Raw genomic sequence first — 17,300 nt, 5'->3', positions numbered from 1 at the left:
CCGCGGCCGGCCCGCGCGCGGCCGCCCGGGCCGCGGCCGCGGCCGTGCGCGACGACGAGACCCGCCTCTTCCACGTCGCGGTGAGCCGGGCGCGCGAGACCTTGGTCGTCACCGCCGTGCGCGACGACGAGCTGCAGCCCTCGCCGTTCCTCGAGCTGGTCGACCCGCCGCCCGACGCCCTGGCCGCGCCGGGGTGGGACGACGACGGCGTGCGCGCGATCACGCCGCCGCCGGTGCCGCTGACGCTGCCGGGCGTCGTGGCCCGGCTGCGCCAGGTGGTGTCCGACCCCGCCGTGCCGGACGGCGAGGCGCGCGCCGCGGCCGTCCGGCTGGCCCGGCTGGTGCGGGCCGGGGTACCCGGAGCCGACCCCGACGACTGGTACGGCCTGGCGCCGCTCACCGACGACCGCGCGCTGCGCACCGAGCAGCCCGTGCGGGTCTCGCCGTCCCGGGTCGAGCAGTTCGACCGGTGCGCCCTGCGCTGGCTGCTCGAGCAGGCGGGCGGCCGGGCGTCGTCGTCGGCCTCGCAGAACCTCGGAAACCTGGTGCACGACATCGCGGCCGAGCTGCCCGACGCCGCCCTCGACGAGCTCCTCGACGCGCTGCACCGGCGGTGGGGCGTGCTGGGCCTGGGCGAGGGCTGGGTCGGCGACCTCGGACGACGTCGGGCCGAGGGCGCGGTGACCAAGCTCGCCGCCTACCTCGAGGCGGCGCGCGACCGCGGGCTGGTCGGCACCGAGCTGCTGGTCGACGTCCTGCTCGAGCTCCCGGACGGCCCGGCCCGCCTCACCGGCCGCGTCGACCGGCTCGAGCAGTCGGCCGACGGCCTCACGGTGGTCGACCTTAAGACCGGCCGTTCGCAGCCCACGAAGGACGAGCTGCCCGAGCAGCCGCAGCTGGGCGTGTACCAGCTGGCGGTGCAGGAGGGCGCCTTCGACGAGCTCGCGCCCGGTGCCGGCACGGCCGGCGCCGCCCTGGTGCAGCTCGGCACGAAGTCGGTGCAGCCGGCCACCCAGGTGCAGCCGCCGCTGCCGGACGACGGCGGCTGGGCCCGCGAGCTCGTCGGGCGCGTCGCGGCCGGCATGGGCGACGCGGTGTTCGCCGCGACGCTCAACGAGACCTGCGACCGCTGCCCGGTGCGCACCTCGTGCCCCGCGCGCGGCGAGGGCCGGCGAGTGACCTCGTGAGCCGGCTGTCGGCCGTCGAGATCGCCCGCGCGCTCGGCCGCCCCGAGCCGACGCCCGAGCAGGTCGAGGTGATCGAGGCGCCGCTGCAGCCCTTGCTCGTCGTGGCCGGCGCCGGCTCGGGCAAGACCGAGACGATGGCCGCGCGCGTGGTGTGGTTGGTGGCCGGTGGCCAGGTCGCCCCCGACGAGGTGCTCGGCCTGACCTTCACCCGCAAGGCGGCGGGCGAGCTGGCCGAGCGGATCCGCAGCCGGCTGCGGGCGCTGCGGCGCTCGGGCGTCTGGTCGGGATCGGACCTCGCGCCCGACCTCGACGTCAGCGTCTCGACCTACCACGCGTTCGCCGGTCGCCTGGTGCGCGAGCACGGGCTGCGGCTCGGCGTCGAGCCCGAGGCGCGGCTGCTCACGGAGGCGTCGTGCTGGCAGCTGGCCACCGAGGTGGTCGAGCGCTGGGCCGGCGACATGGACTGGGTCGACTTCGCGCAGTCCACGGTGGTCGACGCGGTGCTGGCGCTGAGCGGCGAGCTGGCCGAGCACCTGGTGACGGTCGAGCAGGTCGACGAGCACCTCGCCGAGCGGGTCGAGTCGCTGGAGTCGTTGCGGTACAGCGACTCCAAGGTCGCCGGCCAGTACCAGCCGATCCGCGAGGTCATCGGCCGGCTGCAGGCCAAGCGGCAGGTCCTGCCGCTGGTCACGGCCTACCAGGAGGCCAAGCGGGCGCGCGACAGCCTGGACTTCGGCGACCAGCTGGCGCTCGCGGCCCAGCTGGCGCGAGGCGTGCCGCAGCTCGCGGCGTCGCTGCGCGGTCAGTTCCGGGCGGTGCTGCTCGACGAGTTACAGGACACCAGCTACGCCCAGCTCGTCATGCTCGAGCGGCTGTTCGGCGCCGGCCACGGCGTCACCGCCGTCGGCGACCCGCACCAGTCCATCTACGGCTGGCGCGGGGCGAGCGCCGACACCCTGGCCGGGTTCGCCGACGCGTTCACCGACGCGCAGGGCCGGCCGGCCGCCGTCCGGCACCTGTCGACCAGCTGGCGCAACCCGACGTCCGTGCTCGAGGTGGCCAACCTGCTCGCAGACCCGTTGCGGCACAGCACGACCGTCGACGTGCGCGACCTGCAGCCGCGTCCCGACGCCGGCGCCGGCGAGGTCGAGGTGCGCTCCCTCGAGACCGCGCCGCTCGAGGCCGCGGCGGTCGTCGACTGGGTGGCCGAGCGGTGGCTCGGTGACGACGGACGGCCGGTGCCCGGCCGGTCGGCCGCGGTGCTGTGCCGCAAGCGCTCGCAGTTCACGGACGTCGAGGCCGCCCTGCTCGCGCGCGGCCTGCCGTACGAGGTCGTCGGCATCGGCGGCCTGCTCTCGACGCCCGAGGTGGCGGACGTCGTGGCGGCGCTGCACGTCGTGCACGACCCCACGCGCGGCGACCTGCTGGTGCGGCTGCTCACCGGTCCCACCTGCCGGCTCGGCGCGCACGACCTGGTGGTCCTCGGCGGCTGGGCCACCGAGCTGCACCGTCGGCGCTCGCGGCCGCCGCGTGATGACGCGGGCGACCCCGCCGGGTCCGGCGCGCCAGCGGCGCCGGACGACGAGCCCGTGGTCGCCGAGGCCGACGTCGTCGACGACAGCAGCCTGGTCGAGGCGCTCGACGAGCTGCCGCCGCCGGGCTGGACCGACCGCGACGGCCGCACGATGTCGCCCGAGGCCCGCACCCGTCTGGCCCGGCTCTCCGACACCCTGCGCGACCTGCGCGGGCGCACGGCGCTGGCGCTGGCCGACCTGGTGGCCGAGGTCGAGCGGGCGCTGCTGCTCGACGTCGAGGTGGCCAGCCGGCCCGGCGTCGGCCGTTCGCAGGCGCGCGCGCACCTCGACGCGCTGGCCGAGGTGGCGCACCAGTTCGAGACGACGGCCGACCGGGCCACCCTCGGGGCGTTCCTGTCCTGGCTGGCCGCGGCCGACGAGCAGGAGCACGGGCTCGAGCCGGGGCAGGTCGAGATCGACGAGCACGTCGTCCAGGTCATGACCGTGCACGCCGCCAAGGGCCTGGAGTGGGACGTCGTCGCGGTGCCCGGGCTGGTCGAGAGCGGCTTCCCGCAGCACCGCACGCAGCCGCGCAACGGCCCGACGGGCTGGACCCAGCCGGACGTCACCGACAAGGGCTGGCTGTTCGACCTCGGCGCGGTGCCGTACCCGCTGCGCGGCGACGCGTCCTCGCTGCCCGACGTGCGCTGGTCGGCGGCTCCGACCCAGGACGCCCTGCGCGGCGAGCTCACGGCGTTCTACCACCGCTCGGGCGACCACGAGCTGGCCGAGGAGCGCCGGCTGGCGTACGTCGCGTGCACCCGCGCGCGGCAGGCCCTGCTGCTGTCGAGCCACGTCTGGGGCGGGCCGACCACGCCGCGGCTGCCGTCGCGGTTCCTGACCGAGCTGGTGCCGCAGCTGGCCGACGGGCTCGACGCCCCGGCGTCCGCGGTGGCGCACGTGCTGCGCGTCGGCCAGGTGACCGTGATGCCCGCCGACGGCGTCGCCAAGCCGGACGACGAGCGGTTCGCCCCCGTGCCATGGCCGGTCGACCCGCTGGGCGAGCGGCGACCGGCCGTCGAGCGCGCCGCATCGCTGGTGCGGTCCGCGCTCGCCGCGCCCGAGCCGCCGGTGGGCCTGTTCGACGTCGAGGCGGTCGCGGGCGATGGCCCGGCCGTCGGCGACCTCGGCGACGACGTCCTCGACAGCACGGTCGAGCTGCTGCTGGCCGAGCGCGACCGCGGGCGCGACCGCGTGCTCGACGTGCTGCTGCCGTCGCACGTGTCGGCCTCCCGGCTGGTCGAGCTGCGGTCCGACCCGCACGCGCTCGCGCTGGCGCTGCGCCGCCCGGTGCCGCGCGAACCGCACCCGGCCACCCGGCGCGGCACGGCCTTCCACGCCTGGGTCGAGCAGTACCTCGGCGGTGCCGCGATCCTGGACGTCGTCGACCTGCCCGGGGCGGCCGACGACGCCGACGACGGCGACCTCGAGCAGCTCAAGGCCCGGTTCCTCGCGAGCGAGTGGGCGCACCGCCGGGCGGTCGCGGTCGAGGTGCCGCTCGAGACGCCGGTCGACGGCACCGTGGTCCGCGGGCGCGTCGACGCGGTGTTCGCCCGGGACGACGGCGGCGTCGACGTCGTCGACTGGAAGACCGGGCGCCCGCCGACGGGTGCGGCGGCCGCGGCGCGCGGGGTGCAGCTGGCGGCGTACCGGCTGGCCTGGCACCGGCTGCACGGCACGCCGCTCGACCAGATCGGCGCGGCGTTCGTGTACGTCGGCACCGGCGAGACCGTGCGGCCGGCCGACCTGCTGGACGAGGCCGGGCTGCTCGCCCTGCTGCGCGACGTCGACGGCCGCGAGCTCTAGCGCGCCGCCGGGCACCCCGCAAACCTGGACCGGCCGGGTGAGCGTCCCCCTGCGGAGCTCACCGGCCGGTACTCCTCAGGACGCGCTGCCCGCGGCGTTGGTTGCACGCCCTATGCGTCGTCTCGCATGGTGAGACGCGCGGTGAGGGCGAGGTGGTCGGCCACCGGCAGCCGCACCGCGCCGCCGTCCACCAGACCGGTGGGGGGGCGGTCGACCAGCAGGTGGTCCAGCTGCACGCGGGGCCGCGCCACGGGGTAGGTCGGCGCGGTCACCAGCGGGTGCCACCCGGTGCGCCGCGCTGCGAGGCGACCCGGCAGGTTGAGGTCGCCGGCCAGCACCCGCGGCCCGGGCAGCGAGGCCGCCCAGCGGTGCACCGCGCGCAGCTGGCGCAGGGCAGCCCACGGCGAGAACGACAGGTGGGTGGCGATCACCGTCACCGGGCCGCCGGGCGCGTCGACCACCGCAGCGAGGGCGGCCCGGGGCTCGTCCGGCACCCAGAGCACGCGCGGACGTCGCCCCTCCGTCGGCACCGGCACCGGCAGCACCGCACGCGACCGCCGCAGCCGCCGCACCCGCCAGGCGAGCACCGGCAGCCGGGACACCAGCCCGATGCCGTACGCCGGCCCGGCCGCGAGGGGTGCGCCGTCGTCCGCGCCGTCGTCCGGCCAGGGCTGCCAGCCGGTGCCGGGTCCGGGCTCCCCGGCCACGGTCGGCGCGAAGCGCGATGCGACCGCCCCGAAGCCCTCGGCCAGCACCGCCAGCTGGTCGACGTGCCCGCTGCGCGGCTGGTCGCGGTCGACCTCCTGCACGGCCAGGACGTCGACGCCGCGCTCGGCCAGCAGGGCGGCCGCGGCGCGCAGCCGTTCGGGGTCGACGAGCGCCCCGCCGTCGAGTCCGGCGGCGTCGACCGAGCGGCCGGAGAAGACGTTGGCCGTGCCGACGCCGAGGGTGCTCACCCGCTCACGCGTCCGCGGCGTGCGCGGTGCTCTCGGCCAGGTCGCGCAGCGCGCGGTCGGCGCGGTCGACGACGTCGGCGTCGTCCGCCGCCACGCCGCCGAGCAGCCAGCGGGCCAGCGCCAGCTCGGCGGCCAGCCGCGCGCGGGCCAGCAGGTGCCGGTCCGGCGCCTCCGAGCGCGCCATGGCGTACGACTCGAGCACCGTGTCGACGACGTCGTCGTCGCAGCCGGCCACCACCCAGGCCAGGTCGTCGGCCGGGTCGGCCACGCAGGCCTCGCCCCAGTCGACGACGCCGCTGACGGCACCGTCGTGCACCAGCACGTGCTCGCCGGCCAGGTCGCCGTGCACGGGGGTGGCGACGAACCGCCACTGCGCCACGCGCTCGAGCTCGCGCTCCCAGCGGGCCAGCAACGTCGAGGGCACGTGGCCGGTCTGCGCGGCCCGGTCGACGTCGGTCAGCCGGCGCTGGCGGTACTCGTCGGCGTCGTAGGTCGTGAGCCCGGCGTCCTCGAGCAGCCGCGGGTCGACCTCGTGCAGCGCCGCCACGACCCGGCCGATCTCGGCGGTCAGCGGGGCGCGGGCGGTCAGGCGCGAGGGGTCGAGCGGTCGCCCGGGCAGGAACGGGTAGACGACCAGGGCGCCGCCGTCCGGCAGCGTGGAGCGGCCGGCCGGCTGGGGGACCGGCACCGGCAGGTGCCGCGCGAGCAGCGGCAGCAGGCGGGACTCGACGTCCAGAGCGGCCGCGGCGGTCGAGCGCCGGGCCGCGCGCACGACCCACCGGCGCTGCTGGTCGTCGGTCACGACGACGACGTCGAAGTCCGTGCCGTCGGCCTCGACCGGGTCGGCCCGCACCGGGTCCAGGCCGGGCACCGCGGCGCTGGCGAGGGCGGCGAGCTGCAGGGTCGATCGGGTCACCCGGCCACGGTAGGCCAGTCACCGCTAGCGTGCCGGTGTGACGCGCACCGCCGGGGACGACCGCCTGCACGAGCTGCCGCTGACCCGTCCGGTCGCCGACCGCGCCGGCCACCGCCGCACCCCGGACCTGCTGCCGCAGCTGCTCCGCGACCCGGCCACGCGCGTGCTCGAGATCGCCTCCGGACGAGCCCGCCCGGACGGCGACCCGACCCGCCTGCACCTGCGCGCGCCCGAGCCGGCCGACCTCGACCGGCTGGCCGTCTTCCTCGGCGAGGAGGACGGCGTCTCCTACGTCGCGGTCGACGTCTCCGGCGCCGGTGCGCCCGCCGACGACGACCCCGCCTGGCTCGGGCTGCGCGCGCTGGCACCGGCGTTGCAGCCCGCCCACGCCGGTCTCGTCGTCCAGGCGGTGGCGGTGCTCAACTGGCACGCCGCGCACGGTCACTGCCCGCGCTGCGGGTCCACCACGGAGGTCACGCACGCCGGCTACACCCGGCACTGCCCGCAGGACGGCAGCGACCACTGGCCGCGCACCGACCCCGCGGTGATCATGACCGTGGTGGACGACGACGACCGGCTGCTGCTCGGCCGGCACGTCGGGTGGCCCAGCGGGCGGTTCTCGACGCTGGCCGGCTTCGTCGAACCGGGGGAGTCGCTCGAGACGGCCGTGCGGCGCGAGGTCGACGAGGAGGTCGGCGTCTCGGTGGGCGAGGTCAGCTACCTGGGCAGCCAGCCGTGGCCGTTCCCGTCGTCGGTGATGCTCGGCTTCCGCGCGCACGCCCGCACCACCGAGGTGCACCCCGACGGCGACGAGATCGCCGAGGCCCGCTGGTTCACGCGCGACGAGCTGCTCGACCAGGTGCAGCGCCGCGTGGTCGGGCTCTCGCCGCGGCTGTCGATCTCGCGCGCGCTCGTCGAGCACTGGTACGGCGAGCCGCTGCCCGACCCGCCGGCCTAGCGCTTCGGGTGGGCGGCGAAGAACGCCCAGATCACGGCAGTGGCGTCCAGCCCGGGGTAGGGCGGGTCGGCGCCGGGTCGTGGCGCCGCGGTCGAGCCCGGCCACTGGTGCCCGGCGCCGGCGACGGTGACCAGCTCGACCGCTCGGCCGTCCGGGCAGCGCGCCACGGAGGTCGTGACGTCGCCGTCGGTCGTGGACGTCGGTGGCGCGCAGCGGTCGACCGCGCGCCAGTGCACGTCGACGTCCGGCACGGGTGGTCCGTCGATGCGGGCGACACCGGTGCCGGGCGCCCCGTCGTACCGGACGTTCTCGTCTGCCAGCCCGTGCACCGAGATCACCGACAGCGGCGCCGCGTGCGGGCAGCTGCCGAGCAGCGTCGCGGAGTCCGGTCCGATCGCGGCGAAAACCGTGCTGTCGCAACCGATCCGGTGCGCGAGCATGCCGCCGTTGGAGATGCCGGTCGCGTAGACCCGGTGCGCGTCGACCCGGGTGCTCGCGCTGACGTCGCGCACGACGGCCTCGGCGAACGCCACGTCGTCGACCCCCTCGCGGCCGGGTGCGCCGCAGCAGCCGTCGCCCACCGACCAGGCGCGTTGCAGCCCGTCCGGGTACGCCACCACGACGCCCTCGCGGTCGGCGAGCGCGCCCCAGCCGTAGCTGCGCTCGGCCTGCTCGCCCGAGCCGAAGCCGCCGTGCAGCACCAGCACCAGCGGCGCCGGGTCGTCGAGGCCGCTGGGCACGTGGAGGCGGTAGGTGCGGTCGCGGCCGTCGACCACGAGGTGGTGCACGCCCGACGCCGCGGGCCCGGCTGCGGACGTCGGCGCCGAGGGCTGGGCCGGCACCGCCGGCGCCTCGCGGCACCCCGCCACGGCGAGCACCAGCAGCAGCGCGAGCAGCGCACGGGTCCGGGTCACGGGGTCAGCGTGACCGACGTCCGTCAGCCGTCGGTCAGCCCGACGTCAGGGTCGGGTCAGGGGCGTCCGAGGGCCGGTCGGTGCGGGTGGTCGTACCGGACGACGAGCGTCGCGCGCGCCGCCGGGTCGGTCTCGTCGAGGTAGCGCTGCCACGACGGCAGCGTGCGGCTGCGCTCCTCCGGGTCGAGCCGGCGGGTCTGCGCGGCCGGGCCCGTGGCCAGGTGCACCACGAGGTCGAAGGCGTCGGCGAGCTCCCACCGCAGCAGGAACCGCCCGTCGACCACCGCGACCGTCCCGGGAGCGGCCGGACGTCGGGCAGCCCGGGTCGAGCGGTCGGTGACCGGGTCGCGCAGGGTGGGCAGCCACGTCATCGCGCCGTCCGGACCGAGCGGGTCGAGCACCTCGCGGCGCAGCGCGCCGTCGTCGTTCCAGCGCTCCCACAGCACGTCCGGGTCGAGCGCGCCGTGCTCGAGCCGCAGCGAGCGGGGGAGCAGGAAGTCCTGCTGGCGCACCCGGGCGACCGGCAGTCCCAGCGCGGTGAGGCGGGCGGCCACGTCGTCGGCGAGCGCGCGGCCGTCGTCCGGGATCGCGGAGTCGACCCCGACGCGGACGCCGGCCGGCGGCGCGGCGGCGCACCGCGCACGGACGCGCTCGACCACCTGCGTGGTGAGCGCGTCCGGGGTGAGCGGGACGACGTCAGGCAGCGCTGAGCCGCTCCTTGACCTCGTCCAGGCTCGGGTTGGTGGCCACCGAGCCGTCCGGGAAGAGCACGGTCGGCACCGTCTGGTTGCCGCCGTTGGCCTGCTCGACGAAGACCGCCGAGGGCTCGTGCTCCTCGATGTTGACCTCGGAGTACCCGATGCCCTCGCGGTCGAGCAGGGTCTTGAGCCGGCGGCAGTACCCGCACCACGTGGTCGAGAACATCGTCACGGTGCCGGTGGGCGGGGGCGTCGGGGCGGACATGGGGCTCCTGGTCTCGTCGGGCCGTCGTCGGGACGGCGGGTGGTGACCTTTTCAACCAGGTCACGCTGCGCCATCTTCCCGTACCTCGACGTGATCTGCGCGACGGCGACCCGGAACCGCTGTGGACGGCGGCGCGGCGCTGTCGCCGGCCGGTGCGAGGATGGCCGCGATGAGCCAGACGACGACCGGTCCGACCCGGGTCAGCGCCGACGCGGTGCTCGACGCGCTCGACCCCGAGCAGCGCCAGGTGGCGTCCACGCTCACCGGGCCGCTGTGCGTGCTCGCGGGCGCCGGCACCGGCAAGACGCGCGCCATCACCCACCGGATCGCCTACGGCGTGCACGCCGGCGTCTACACGCCGCAGCAGGTGCTCGCCGTCACCTTCACCGCTCGTGCGGCCGGCGAGATGCGCACCCGGTTGCGCGACCTCGGCGTGCAGGGCGTCCAGGCGCGCACCTTCCACGCCGCGGCGCTGCGCCAGCTGCACTACTTCTGGCCGCAGGCGGTGGGCGGCGCGGCGCCGCAGGTCGTGCCGCACAAGGCGGGGCTGGTCGCCGAGGCGGGCTCGCGGCTGCGGCTGCAGCTCGACCGCACGGCGGTGCGCGACCTGGCGGCCGAGGTCGAGTGGGCCAAGGTCAGCCTGCTCACCCCCGACACCTACGCCGACGCCGCCCGCCGGGCCGGCCGCGACCCGGCCGGTCTCGACGCCACCGCGATGGCCCGGGTGCTCGCGCTGTACGAGGAGATCAAGGCCGAGCGCGGCGTCATCGACTTCGAGGACGTGCTGCTCGTGACGGCCGGCGTGCTGCAGGACCACCCGCAGATCGCCGAGACCGTGCGCCGCCAGTACCGCCACCTCGTGGTCGACGAGTACCAGGACGTCAGCCCCCTGCAGCAGCGGCTGCTCGACCTGTGGCTCGGCGGCCGCGACGAGCTCTGCGTGGTCGGCGACGCCAGCCAGACCATCTACTCCTTCACCGGGGCCAGCCCGCGCTACCTGCTCGACTTCGCGCGCCGCTACCCGTCGGCCCCGGTGGTCAAGCTGGTGCGCGACTACCGCTCCACCCCGCAGGTCGTGGGCCTGGCCAACCGGCTGCTCGACCGCGTGCCGCCGTCCCAGCGCCAGGCCCGGGTCGAGCTCGTCGCCCAGCGCCCGGCCGGGCCCGAGCCGTCGTTCACCGGGTACGACGACGACGTCGCCGAGTCCGCCGGGATCGCGCGGCGCGTGCGCCAACTGGTCGACTCCGGCGTGCGCGCGAGCGAGGTAGCCGTGCTGTTCCGCACCAACGCGCAGAGCGAGCCGCTCGAGCAGGCGATGAGCGAGGCCGGCCTGGCCTACGTGCTGCGTGGCGGCGAGCGCTTCTTCAGCCGGCGCGAGGTGCGCGAGGCCGTGATGCTGCTGCGCGGCGCCGCCCGGGCCGGCGAGAGCGACGCACCGCTCGGCGAGGCCGCCCGCGATGTGCTGGTCAGCGGCGGCTGGTCGCCCGAGCCCACCAGCGCCACCGGCGCCGTGCGCGAGCGCTGGGAGTCGCTGCAGGCCCTCGCGGCGCTCGCCGACGAGGTGGCGGCCAAGCGGCCCGGCGCCACGCTCGCCGACCTGGTGACCGAGCTCGACGAGCGGGCCAGCGCCCAGCACGCGCCCACCGTCGAGGGCGTCACCCTCGCCTCGCTGCACTCGGCCAAGGGCCTGGAGTGGGACGCGGTGTTCCTCTCCGGCATGTCCGAGGGCCTGATGCCGATCTCGATGGCCGAGGGCCCGGCCGCGGTCGAGGAGGAGCGCCGGCTGCTGTACGTCGGCATCACCCGCGCCCGCGAGCACCTGCACGTGTCGTGGGCGCGGGCGCGCACGCCGGGCGGCCGCGCCACCCGCAAGCCGTCCCGCTTCCTCGACGGCCTGCGCCCCGACTCCGACCTGGACGGCGGCGGGTCGGGGTCGTCGTCCGGGCGCTCGAGAGGCGGTCGCAAGGCCGCTGCTCCCGCCAAGTGCCGCACCTGCGGTGCCGCGCTGATGACCGGTGCCGAGCGCAAGGTCGGCCGCTGCGACGACTGCCCACCCACCTACGACGAGACGACCTTCGAGAACCTGCGCTCCTGGCGGCTGGCGGTGTCCACCGCCGCCTCGGTGCCGGCGTACGTCGTGTTCACCGACGCCACCCTGGTGGCGCTCGCCGAGAACCGCCCGGACGACGTCGCCGGGCTGGCCGCGATCCCGGGCATCGGCGCCACCAAGCGCGACCGGTACGGCGAGCAGGTGCTCGCGGTGCTCGGCGGCGCCGACCCGGCCGAGGTGGCCGCCGGGGCGGCGGCCGCGGGTGGTGAGCCCGAGCAGCCATGAGCGAGCGGTCGTTCGTCAGCACGCTCACCGGGTCGTTCTCGCAGCCCGCCGGTGACAACCCGACGGTCGCCATGGTCGAGGCCGCCTACCGGCACCACAGCCTCGACGCGCGCTACCTCAACTGCGACGTCGGGCCGGCCGACCTCGCCGCCGCCGTCGCAGGTGCCGCGGCCCAGGGCTGGTCCGGTTTCAACTGCTCGCTGCCGCACAAGGTCGCCGTGGTCGAGCTGCTCGACGAGCTGGAGGAGTCCGCCCGGCTCGTGGGCGCGGTCAACTGCGTCGTGCGGCGCGGCGGCCGGTGGGTCGGCAGCAACACCGACGGCGCCGGCTTCGTGACGGCGCTGCGCACGGTGGTCGACCCGGGCGGGTCGCACCTGGTCGTGCTCGGGGCCGGCGGGGCGGCGCGGGCCGTGGCGGTCGAGTCCGCCCTGGCCGGCGCGTCGTCGGTCACCGTCGTCAGCCGCGACCCCGCGCCCGGGCAGGCCCTGGTGGAGGTGCTGCGGCAGGGCACGCCGACGTCCGCCCGGCACGTGACCTGGGCCGGCGACCTCGGCGGTGACGTGCTGGGCACCGCCGACGTGCTGGTCAACGCGACCTCGATCGGGCTCGGCGACGCCGACGCGCGCGTCGCGGTCGACGTCGGCGCGCTGCCGTCGTCTGCCGTGGTCGCCGACGTCGTGCCGAACCCGCCGCGCACGCGGCTGCTGCGCGAGGCCGAGGCCCGCGGCTGCCGCACCCTGGACGGGCTCGGCATGCTCGTCGGGCAGGGCGCGCTCGCCGTCCGCACCTGGACGGGAGTCGACCCGGACGTCGACGTGATGCGCGCGGCGCTCGAGGACGCGCTCGGGCTGCACTGACGCCGGGCGGCTGGATCCGTTGCAGCGCAACGGTTGTGGCGGCTCTCGGACGTCGCGGCCGCGACGTCGACAGCGGTCGGTGGCGACGTCCTGCGTCACGGATCGGTCACGAACGGCGGAACACGGCGATAAATGCGTTGTACCTCGTCGGCGGGCGGGTCTAACCTTTCACGCACGCGAACAGACAACCGTCCGTTCGACCACGCCCAGATCAGAAGCGGAGGTGAGCATCGTGATCAGCACCCTTGACCAGCTGGAGGTCCTCGAGACCTTCGGCGCGCTGACGCGTCCGCACGCCTCCCCGCGTTCCGGGGTGGTCTCCGCGGACCTCATCGCCCAGTACCAGGGGACGGGTATGCCCTTCGGCGGCTTCGACGCCACCGATGTCGCCGGCATCGCGGTCACGCCGCGTGTGCGCAAGGGCGCTCCCTCGGGAACCATGACCTGGAGTCCACCGGTCTAGCTCGACCAGACCGGCTCTCCAAGGCCGCGGAACCCGAAACCCGGGATCCGCGGCCTTCTTGTATTTGCCCGACCGACGACCACCCACCTCGACCGGCAGGAACTCCAGTCATGACGACGATCTCCGAGCCTCGGCTCCAGATCCCCCACCAGGCGGCCCCCCGCCGACCCGCAGGAACCCCCACCCACCCCTTGGAGGTGACACCGTTGCAGCTCACAGCACTGCTCGAGCCCACTCTTGACGACCGGCCCGACGCAGCGACCATCCCGTGCCGTGCCAACGACGCGGAGCTCTGGTTCGCCGAGTCGCCGGCTGACGTCGAGCTGGCCAAGTCCATGTGCGGCGACTGCCCCGTCCGCACCGCATGCCTCGCCGGCGCCCTCGAGCGTCGTGAGCCGTGGGGTGTCTGGGGCGGGCAGCTGCTCGTCCAGGGCGCGATCGTGGCGCGCAAGCGTCCGCGTGGTCGCCCCCGCAAGTGCGAGGCCGCCGCGTGATCACCGCCGCCGCCTCCGCCGACGTCACCTCCCTCCTGGCCGCCGAGCGCCAGGGGACCACCCGACCTACTTCTCTCAGGAGCGCTCAGATGCAACAGCTACTTCATGAAGACCTGGCCCGAGCCCATCTCGACCAGCGGCTCGCCGACGCCGCGCAGCAGCGTCTGGCCCACTACGTCGTCCGGCTGGCCCGTGCCCGCCGTGCGCAGAAGCGGGCCCGTCGTCACGCCGAGCAGGTCCAGCTGCGCCTGCGGCTGCTGGCCGGCTGACCCAGCCGACCAGCAGTGACCAGCACCCGACGGGGGTGCCACCGATCCCGGTGGCACCCCCGTCCTGCTGCCCGCGGCGTCCCGTAGTTGATCACGTTGTGCATGGCTGGACCCGCTGTCCAAGGGCTGCAGCCCTGGGAAAGCACTCGTAAGCCTCGACAAGCAGGCCAGCCGTGCGCGCCGCGCCCAGCTGAGCCACCGGCCTGCTGCCCGGGCGCACTAGGGTCGGGTGGGTGAGCGCCGACCCGACGACGTCCGCCGCCGACCTGCGGGAGCGTGCGGTCGCCGCGCTCGTCACCCCCGACCTGGCCCACGCGGTCGACCTGGTCGCCTGGTGCGAGGGCCCGGACGACGACCGCAGGGCTCTCGTGGCCAACCACCGCGGGCGCGTGCGCCTGCACCCGGACGGCCGGCACGAGGTGCTCGCCGGCGAGGACCCGGTGGCCGACCAGGATCCGATGGCGTTCCTGCCCTACGAGCGCGAGGTCGCCGACCCCTCGCCGCCGAACGAGCGCAACGCCTACCCCTACGCCTACGACCGGCTGGTGTCGCTGTTCGCCGACGTCGACCGCAGCCCCGACCTGGCCGTCGTCCACACGCCGAAGCACTGGTTCGTCGACGAGGGCGGTCACCCCGGCGAGCACGGCTCGCTCGACGTGGTCCAGTCGCGCGCACCGCTCGTCCTGTCGGGCGCGGGCGTGTCCCCACGCGGCTACGTCGACGACCACGCCCGGCTGGTCGACGTCGGACCCACCCTGGCCAGCGCGGCCGGCGTCCCGCTCGACGCGCTGGTCGACGGCGACGGCCGCGCGCTCGACGGCCGCCCGCTGACGCAGTACGTCGAGCCGGGCCGGCGCAAGGTCGTCGGCATCCTGTGGGACGGCGGCCACTGCGGCGACCTGCTGCACCTGGCCGAGACCGGCGAGCTGCCCGGCGTCGCGCGGCTAGTCGAGCGGGGCGTGGCGCTGCGCGGGGGAGCGGTCGCCCACTTCCCGTCGATCACCCTGACCAACCACACCTCGATCCTCACCGGCGTCGGCCCGGGGCGGCACGGCGTCCTGGGCAACGTGTTCTACGACCGGCGCACCGGCGAGCGGGTCGTGCCGAACGACGCCTCGACCTGGCACCGCAGCAGCGAGTGGCTGCACGCCGGCGTCCGCACCGTCTTCGAGCTCGTGGGCGAGCACGTGGCGGCCCGGCTCGACGGCTCGCCGCGCACCGCGAGCGTCGACGAGGCCATCGACCGCGGCGCCGACTACTCGACCATGGGCGTGATCCGGGCCAGCGGCTCGACCATGGGCTCGGGCGGCGACCTCGACGCGCTGCTGCCCGACCCGTTCGCGTCACGGTTCGTCTCCGAGCTCGACCACCTGGCCGACGAGTACTTCCACTGGGGCTCGCAGGTCGACGACATGGGGCTGCAGCAGGTGCTGCAGCTGTGGGACTCCCCGGTGACGGCACCCGACCTGCTGTGGTGGGCCAACGTCGTGACGGACGCCGGTCACCACGCCGGCGGTCCGCGCTCGCCGATCGCGCGGGCGGCCCTGCGCGACAGCGACGCTCGGCTGGTGGCGTTCCTGGACCACCTCGACCGGCTGGGCGTCACCGACGAGGTGACGTTCCTGCTGACCGCCGACCACGGCTTCGAGGGGGCCGACCCGGCGGTGACCGGGTCGTGGAAGCCGGCGCTCGACGCGCTGGGCGTGGTCTACCGCGACGAGGGCCCCGGCTTCGTCTACCTCGACACGCCGTAGCGCCGATCGCGCCGAACGCCCTGCACCGCAGGGGCTCCAGGCGTAGCGTCGTGGACATGGAACGCTCCACCGCGATGCCTTCGGGGGGCACCGACACGCTGCCGGTCACGTGCGCGACCTGCGGGGCCACGGCCCCGGACGACGGCACCTGGCGGCTCACCTGGTCGACCGGGGTCGAGCACGGGCGGTCCGTGCACACCTGCGATCGCTGCGCGCGCGACAACCTGCGCGGGATCGAGGCCAAGCTCGACAGCGAGTGGTGGTAGCCGCTCGTCAGAGCGGTTCGGGCGTGAAGCCCGGCAGGTGACGGGCCAGCACCGAGCGCACCTCGACCTCGCCCTCGATCTGGCACAGCACGCCGATGCCGCCCAGCCACACCCGGTGGATCAGGACGTACTGCGGCGGCAGGTTGAGCTTGAGGCCGACGCCCCACTGCGGACGGCGCGGGTCGTTGATGTGCGCGAACAGGTCGCGCAGGAAGGCCCGGGTGAACCGGAACCGCTCCTCGCGCGCCGGGGCGAGGAACGGGTCGAGGTAGGTCAGCAGCGCCTCGCCGTCGACGGTGATCGACGGCTTGATGAACCCGTCGTCGCGCAGGCCCTGCACCACCGCGTCGGCGTCGCCGTCGAGCGCGCGCGCCAGCAGTGCACCCATGTGCGGCGGCAGGCCGTCGGGCAGCCGATTCACCGCGCCGAAGTCCAGGACGCCGAGCCGGCCGTCGTCGGTGAGCCGGAAGTTGCCGGGGTGCGGGTCGGCGTGCAGCAGGCCGGCGCGCTGCGGCCCGGCGAGCAGGAACTCGAGGTACCGGCCGGCGGCGGCGTCGCGCTCGGCGGGCGTGCCCTTGGCGATGACCTGCGACAGCGGCGTGCCGTCGAGCCACTCGGACACGATCACGTGGTCGGCGTGCGCGACCACGGCGGGGACCGCGAAGTCGGCGTCGCCGTCGAACGCGCGGTGGAACCCGGCCTGGGCCTCGGCCTCGAGCCCGTAGTCGAGCTCCTCGCGGGCCCGTCGGGTGAGCTCGGCCATGATCGGCTTGATGTCGATGCCGGGGATCCAGCCCGCGGACATCCGGGCGACGCGGGAGACCTGGGCGAGGTCGGACAGCAGCGCCTCGCCGGCGCCCGGGTACTGCACCTTGACCGCGACGTCGCGGCCGTCCTTCCACACCGCGCGGTGCACCTGGCCGATCGAGGCGGCGGCAGCGGGCCGGTCGTCGAACTCGCGGAACTTCTGCCGCCAGCGCGGCCCGAGCTCGGTCGCGAGCACCTGGTGCACGGTGGCGGCGGGCATCGGCGGCGCGGCGTCCTGCAGCCGGGTCAGCGTGGCGCGGTACGGGCCGGCGATCTCCTCGGGCAGCGCGGCCTCGAAGATGCTCATGGCCTGGCCGAACTTCATGGCCCCGCCCTTGAGCTCGCCGAGCACCTTGAACAGCTGCTCGGCCGTGCGCTGCTGCACCTCGGCGGCGACCAGCTCGGCGGGCCTGCCGCCCACGCGCCGCCCGAACCCCAGGGCGGTACGACCCGCGAACCCGATCGGCAGGCTCGCGAGCTTCGCGGTCCGCGTCACGGCCTTGCGGGGCAGGTCACTCACCGCACCATTGTGGGTCACGGCACCGACACCTGCCCGTCCGCCCCGGTGCGGACGTCGACCGGCAGGCGGGTGCAGCCGCAGCTCGGGTGGGCGCTCCAGCGCCGTCGCTCGAGCGCGCCGTCGGGCAGCAGGACGTCGAGCGTGCGCCCCCGCGCCGCCGCGGCCGTGCGCCCGTCGACGTGGGCGAGGACCTGCACGGCGGCCAGCCCCGCCGCCATGGTCTGCAGCGCCGTCTCGCCCCGGGTCGGCGCGGGCGGCTGG

General features: G+C 75.9%; 16 protein-coding genes and 1 pseudogene. 10 read left to right on the top strand and 7 right to left on the bottom strand.

The genetic code is table 11. From position 1 onward, the window contains the following. Together ACYVJ4_RS09785 and ACYVJ4_RS09780 are read left to right on the top strand one after the other, a co-directional pair. A partial coding sequence (locus tag ACYVJ4_RS09785; protein WP_460459939.1) for a RecB family exonuclease occupies positions 1–1,187 on the top strand: 1,187 nt, incomplete at its 5' end. Next, positions 1,184–4,567 (top strand): ATP-dependent helicase, encoded by a 3,384-nt coding sequence (locus ACYVJ4_RS09780; protein ID WP_460459938.1) that lies wholly within the window; start codon positions 1,184–1,186, stop codon positions 4,565–4,567. The genes ACYVJ4_RS09785 and ACYVJ4_RS09780, both read left to right, overlap by 4 nt. Positions 4,568–4,677: 110 nt before the next feature. Here the strand turns inward: ACYVJ4_RS09780 and ACYVJ4_RS09775 are convergent, their stop codons facing one another. After that, a complete protein-coding gene (locus ACYVJ4_RS09775) occupies positions 4,678–5,523 on the bottom strand; it encodes an endonuclease/exonuclease/phosphatase family protein (protein WP_460459937.1) in 846 nt (281 codons plus the stop codon). 4 nt (positions 5,524–5,527) lie between these two features. Beyond that, positions 5,528–6,439 (bottom strand): phosphotransferase, encoded by a 912-nt coding sequence (locus ACYVJ4_RS09770; RefSeq protein ID WP_460459936.1) that lies wholly within the window; start codon positions 6,437–6,439, stop codon positions 5,528–5,530. 37 nt (positions 6,440–6,476) lie between these two features. On the opposite strand from ACYVJ4_RS09770, the gene nudC reads away from it, so the two are divergent. Beyond that, entirely contained in the window at positions 6,477–7,397 is a 921-nt protein-coding gene (gene nudC / locus ACYVJ4_RS09765; RefSeq protein ID WP_460459935.1) for an NAD(+) diphosphatase, read from the top strand. Here the strand turns inward: nudC and ACYVJ4_RS09760 are convergent. From ACYVJ4_RS09760 to ACYVJ4_RS09750, 3 genes are read right to left on the bottom strand one after another with little or no spacing between them, the layout of a single operon-like run. Continuing rightward, on the bottom strand, positions 7,394–8,311 hold the full coding sequence (locus ACYVJ4_RS09760) for an extracellular catalytic domain type 1 short-chain-length polyhydroxyalkanoate depolymerase (protein ID WP_460459934.1): 918 nt from the start codon (positions 8,309–8,311) through the stop codon (positions 7,394–7,396). The two genes, nudC and ACYVJ4_RS09760, sit on opposite strands and share 4 nt — an antisense overlap. 56 nt (positions 8,312–8,367) lie before the next feature. Then, positions 8,368–8,970, bottom strand: coding sequence for a nucleoside/nucleotide kinase family protein (locus tag ACYVJ4_RS09755; protein WP_460459933.1), 603 nt, complete (start codon positions 8,968–8,970; stop codon positions 8,368–8,370). A gap of 37 nt (positions 8,971–9,007) precedes the next feature. Then, on the bottom strand, positions 9,008–9,274 hold the full coding sequence (locus tag ACYVJ4_RS09750; protein WP_460459932.1) for a mycoredoxin: 267 nt from the start codon (positions 9,272–9,274) through the stop codon (positions 9,008–9,010). A 169-nt stretch (positions 9,275–9,443) separates the two neighbouring features. On the opposite strand from ACYVJ4_RS09750, the gene ACYVJ4_RS09745 reads away from it, so the two are divergent. From ACYVJ4_RS09745 to ACYVJ4_RS09715, 7 genes are all read left to right on the top strand, one after another. Next, positions 9,444–11,609 carry an ATP-dependent DNA helicase UvrD2 gene (locus tag ACYVJ4_RS09745; protein WP_460459931.1) on the top strand — a complete coding sequence of 722 codons (2,166 nt, stop codon included), beginning with the start codon at positions 9,444–9,446 and terminating at the stop codon, positions 11,607–11,609. Then, positions 11,606–12,466, top strand: coding sequence for a shikimate dehydrogenase family protein (locus tag ACYVJ4_RS09740; protein ID WP_460459930.1), 861 nt, complete (start codon positions 11,606–11,608; stop codon positions 12,464–12,466). The genes ACYVJ4_RS09745 and ACYVJ4_RS09740 overlap by 4 nt, the downstream gene beginning before the upstream one ends. Positions 12,467–12,689: 223 nt before the next feature. Next, positions 12,690–12,929, top strand: a complete 240-nt coding sequence (locus ACYVJ4_RS09735; protein ID WP_460459929.1) for a hypothetical protein — start codon at positions 12,690–12,692, stop codon at positions 12,927–12,929. A gap of 110 nt (positions 12,930–13,039) precedes the next feature. Beyond that, positions 13,040–13,423 (top strand): WhiB family transcriptional regulator, encoded by a 384-nt coding sequence (locus ACYVJ4_RS09730; RefSeq protein ID WP_460459928.1) that lies wholly within the window; start codon positions 13,040–13,042, stop codon positions 13,421–13,423. Next, complete coding sequence (locus ACYVJ4_RS09725; protein ID WP_460459927.1) at positions 13,420–13,692, top strand: hypothetical protein; 273 nt, start codon at positions 13,420–13,422, stop codon at positions 13,690–13,692. Before ACYVJ4_RS09730 ends, ACYVJ4_RS09725 begins: the two co-directional genes overlap by 4 nt. 233 nt (positions 13,693–13,925) lie before the next feature. Next, positions 13,926–15,446, top strand: a complete 1,521-nt coding sequence (locus ACYVJ4_RS09720; protein ID WP_460459926.1) for an alkaline phosphatase family protein — start codon at positions 13,926–13,928, stop codon at positions 15,444–15,446. 56 nt (positions 15,447–15,502) lie between these two features. Next, complete coding sequence (locus ACYVJ4_RS09715; protein ID WP_460459925.1) at positions 15,503–15,712, top strand: hypothetical protein; 210 nt, start codon at positions 15,503–15,505, stop codon at positions 15,710–15,712. 7 nt (positions 15,713–15,719) lie between these two features. Here ACYVJ4_RS09715 and ACYVJ4_RS09710 read toward each other — a convergent pair whose 3' ends face one another. Together ACYVJ4_RS09710 and ACYVJ4_RS09705 are read right to left on the bottom strand one after the other, a co-directional pair. Then, positions 15,720–17,039, bottom strand: coding sequence for an ABC1 kinase family protein (locus tag ACYVJ4_RS09710; RefSeq protein ID WP_460459924.1), 1,320 nt, complete (start codon positions 17,037–17,039; stop codon positions 15,720–15,722). A gap of 14 nt (positions 17,040–17,053) precedes the next feature. Continuing rightward, positions 17,054–17,300, bottom strand: a pseudogene (locus ACYVJ4_RS09705) (hypothetical protein); the annotation flags it as partial.

The organism is Angustibacter peucedani (assembly GCF_054779595.1).
Note: the sequence above shows the minus strand (reverse complement) of the source record. Positions and strands in the feature narration are given on the sequence as shown.